Origin of the sequence: Shewanella sp., from assembly GCF_051658185.1 — a bacterium.
Lineage (GTDB): Bacteria > Pseudomonadota > Gammaproteobacteria > Enterobacterales > Shewanellaceae > Shewanella.
In genome coordinates, this window is record NZ_JBOFMC010000459.1 from 1 (window position 1) to 3452 (window position 3452).

General features: G+C 45.8%; 3 protein-coding genes and 2 tRNA genes. 4 read left to right on the forward strand and 1 reads right to left on the reverse strand.

Translation table 11 applies throughout. The annotated features are described in order from the left end of the window. Window positions 1-499 precede the first annotated feature (499 nt). Window positions 500-700: a CPXCG motif-containing cysteine-rich protein gene (locus ACRCZA_RS16740; protein ID WP_438675506.1), complete on the forward strand. Its 201-nt coding sequence runs from the start codon at window positions 500-502 to the stop codon at window positions 698-700. A 33-nt stretch (window positions 701-733) separates the two neighbouring features. Here the strand turns inward: ACRCZA_RS16740 and ACRCZA_RS16745 are convergent, their stop codons facing one another. Beyond that, a complete protein-coding gene (locus ACRCZA_RS16745) occupies window positions 734-1360 on the reverse strand; it encodes a riboflavin synthase subunit alpha (protein WP_438675507.1) in 627 nt (208 codons plus the stop codon). A gap of 33 nt (window positions 1361-1393) precedes the next feature. Between ACRCZA_RS16745 and ACRCZA_RS16750 the strand changes: the two genes are divergently transcribed. From ACRCZA_RS16750 to ACRCZA_RS16760, 3 genes are all read left to right on the forward strand, one after another. After that, window positions 1394-2773, forward strand: a complete 1380-nt coding sequence (locus ACRCZA_RS16750; RefSeq protein WP_438675508.1) for an MATE family efflux transporter — start codon at window positions 1394-1396, stop codon at window positions 2771-2773. A gap of 251 nt (window positions 2774-3024) precedes the next feature. Next, window positions 3025-3101: transfer RNA gene (locus ACRCZA_RS16755), tRNA-Val, on the forward strand. Between the two features lie 38 nt (window positions 3102-3139). Further along, window positions 3140-3216, forward strand: a tRNA-Val gene (locus ACRCZA_RS16760). The last annotated feature ends 236 nt before the right edge of the window (window positions 3217-3452 follow it).

Genomic DNA, 3452 nt, shown 5'->3' on the forward strand with positions numbered 1-3452 from the left:
CCAATATCAGCGGCAACATCGAGAGTCGATACGGGATGTGCAAACTCGCGCTTGCTACCATCAGGAAGTGTAATTACAGGCATGAAATGTCCTTTCCAGTGGTGACCCACACGCAGGGCCACATGGTTTTAATGAATGAGAAAAATGCTCGCTAGGTTAAGACAGTACAAGAGTCTTAGCCACCTTGCGCAGCAGGGCGTATATTCTACGGGATTGCCGTTAAGGGGTGCAAGTATAATGCTTAGATGTACGACGCGGATAACCTTAGCTAACGTCATTCATCGTTGGTTTACTTTAAAAAGCATGGCACTTTACCAGCCACATTAAGAGTTAAGCTGCTTTAGTGCCGCTTTTACTCAGCATCTTTATTCACCCTATAACCGCTGTGGGCGATGATGATTAAAAATCGCGATATACTTAATAAGCCTTTCATCAGTATGTGCATCCACGATAGGTGCCCATCCTATGCTTCTGAGTCTATTCAAGAAGGAAAGTTGCCATGAAGATCATGAATAAAGTTATCGCCTGCCCCCACTGCGGACACCACCAACATATCAGTATTGATGCCAGCGGTGGTGATCAAGATTACTACGACGATTGCAGGATCTGTTGTAACCCAATTCACTTACGTCTGCATATGGACGAGTCGCGACGGACGATTGAACTGTTTGTCGACTCTGATGACGAACAAATTTATTAAAAGCCCGGCCGCAGGCGACTGAACACATGGCCGTTATATGGTTGAATGTGCCTTAAATTTGGTCGCCAGTAAACGCTCTACAGTATCCACAATGACCTGTGTTTGACTGTCGATCTCGATATTAAGCTCATCACCGACTTGGCACTGGTCAAGGTTGGTCAACTTGAGCGTCTCAGGAATGAGATGCAACATGAAACTGGCATTGGTCACCTCTCCGACCGTTAAGCTGCAACCATTAACACCCACAAATCCCTTATAAAAAATGTAATTCATCCATTTTGAGTCAAGACCAAGCTGCAGATCATAATGCTCAGCTGTATGGCTGATATTAAGTACTTTTGCTTTTGTATGAATATGCCCAGAGAGGATATGTCCACCAATTTCGCTACCAAAGGTTAATGACCTTTCGATATTAACCAAACTGCCAACCCTGAGGGAGGCCAGGTTTGTCATACGCAAGGTCTCTTCCACTACATCGAAAAATACCCTATGATCAACAATCTGAGTCACTGTAAGACATACCCCGTTATTTGCCACACTTGCACCAATCGCAAGTCCCTCATGCAAATCAGGTTTAAACGCTACCTCAAGGGTATTTAGGCCATCTTTCTTATGTATTGCAGCCACCTCACAGGTGGCTTGTACTATACCTGTAAACATTTTTTGCTCGCTTATTCGTTAAAGGCTGTATTTATGAATCATTCAGGCTTCCAAGCCAAACGCTTAATCCAACTTGCACTGCCAGTGCTGATCGCCCAAGTCACGCAAACCATGATGGGCTTTATCGATACAGTCATGGCTGGCCGTGTCAGTGCTGTCGATATGGCAGCGGTGGCGGTTGGCACCAGTCTGTGGTTGCCCGCCATTTTGTTTGTCCAAGGCTTGCTCATGGCATTTACCCCGCTATTTGCCCATTACAATGGTGCCAATAATCAAAAAGCCATTCAACCACTTGCGTTCCAAGCGGGTTATCTTGCACTGATTGGTGGCATCGGTGTGATGGCATTTTTAGCCTCAGCGCCCTTGATCCTTAACCACATGGATTTAGAACCGGAATTATACCGCTTAACCATTGGTTATCTCGATGGAATTTTATGGGGGGCACCTGCATTTGTCCTTTATCAAGTACTACGTGGTTGCAGTGAAGGGATTTCCTATACCTTACCCACAATGATCATTGGTTTTGTAGGATTGGCCGTCAACATTCCTGCTAACTATATCTTTATCTACGGACATTTTGGGGTGCCTGCCATGGGTGGCGCTGGGTGCGGGATTGCCACTGCTCTGGTTTTTTGGGCCATGCTAGTCGCTATGGCGATTTATATGCAAATCCATCCTAAATTTAGTGCGCTCGCTCCTTTCAGTAAATTTCATCGACCTGACGTTAATACGATGAAAAAGATGACCAAACTTGGCATGCCGATAGCTATGGCACTATTTTTTGAAGTGAGTTTATTTGCAATCATTGCACTATTGCTCGCCCCTTTAGGAGCTACCGTCGTCGCAAGTCATCAAATTGCTCTTAACTTTTCTTCTATCGTCTTTATGTTACCGCTGTCGATTGGGATCGCGGTATCGATTCGGATCGGCTATTACCTCGGCCGTGATCGCGCGGATATTGCTGGCACGGTCACCAAAGTGGGACTTGGCCTGGCTTTATCCCTAGCCTTAATGACGGCCGTACTGACGGTGTTATTTAGGTTTCAAATTGCAACATTGTACAATGGCGATCCACAAGTGATTGCCTTAGCGGGCAGCCTAATGCTCATGGCGGCCTTATATCAATTATCCGATTCGATTCAGGTGGTCGCCGCCGGCGCTCTGCGGGGTTACAAGGATACCCGTAGTGCATTCTATATCACCCTTTTATCCTATTGGGGAATTGGTATGACGCTCGGATATACCCTGGCTTATACCGATTACATCGTCCCCGCCATGGGGGCACATGGATTTTGGACCGGACTCATTGCAGGCTTAACCTCAGCGGCCTTACTGTTTTTTATCCGCCTGCGGTATATCCAAAAGCATGGCGTGCACATCAGTCTGTTAGATAGCCATAATTTACATCATTGATCCCCGAGGCGGGTGGCTGCATTGGCGACCCGCCCATTTATCAGCTTGATTTCGATAGAAACGATCACATCCCCCTGTTAAAAATGAAGATTTGCCCTACAGCATTGCTTAAACGTCGCGCAAGTTGCACAGCAATTCACCATTTGACATTAAATTTGTTTTTTTTACTTGCCAGTGATCCGCTATCCCCCTAATATAGCGCTCGTTCCGAAGCGTAATGCGTTAAGGAATATAGCATTAGCCAAAATAATGCACCCGTAGCTCAGTTGGTTAGAGCACTACCTTGACATGGTAGGGGTCGGTGGTTCGAGTCCACTCGGGTGTACCACTCTCTTCACAGAGTCTAAAAAGTGAAATTCAAACAGTGCACCCGTAGCTCAGTTGGTTAGAGCACTACCTTGACATGGTAGGGGTCGGTGGTTCGAGTCCACTCGGGTGTACCATTTCTTGCTTTAACTTCCTATATCAATCTCCTTATAGATAATTTCAATTTAGATACTCATCAGTAAGTCTTGGCGCCTAAACCACATTTTTTGTCGCACATTCAAATACCCCCTCTTCCTTATCTCTCGCTGATTACATCTTGATCACTTAAGCCAGATTTACCGCCATTATTCCCCAAATAGTCCTGTTTCTAATGTGTTGCCCATGGCATGCCAAACTTGATGGCATAACCCAC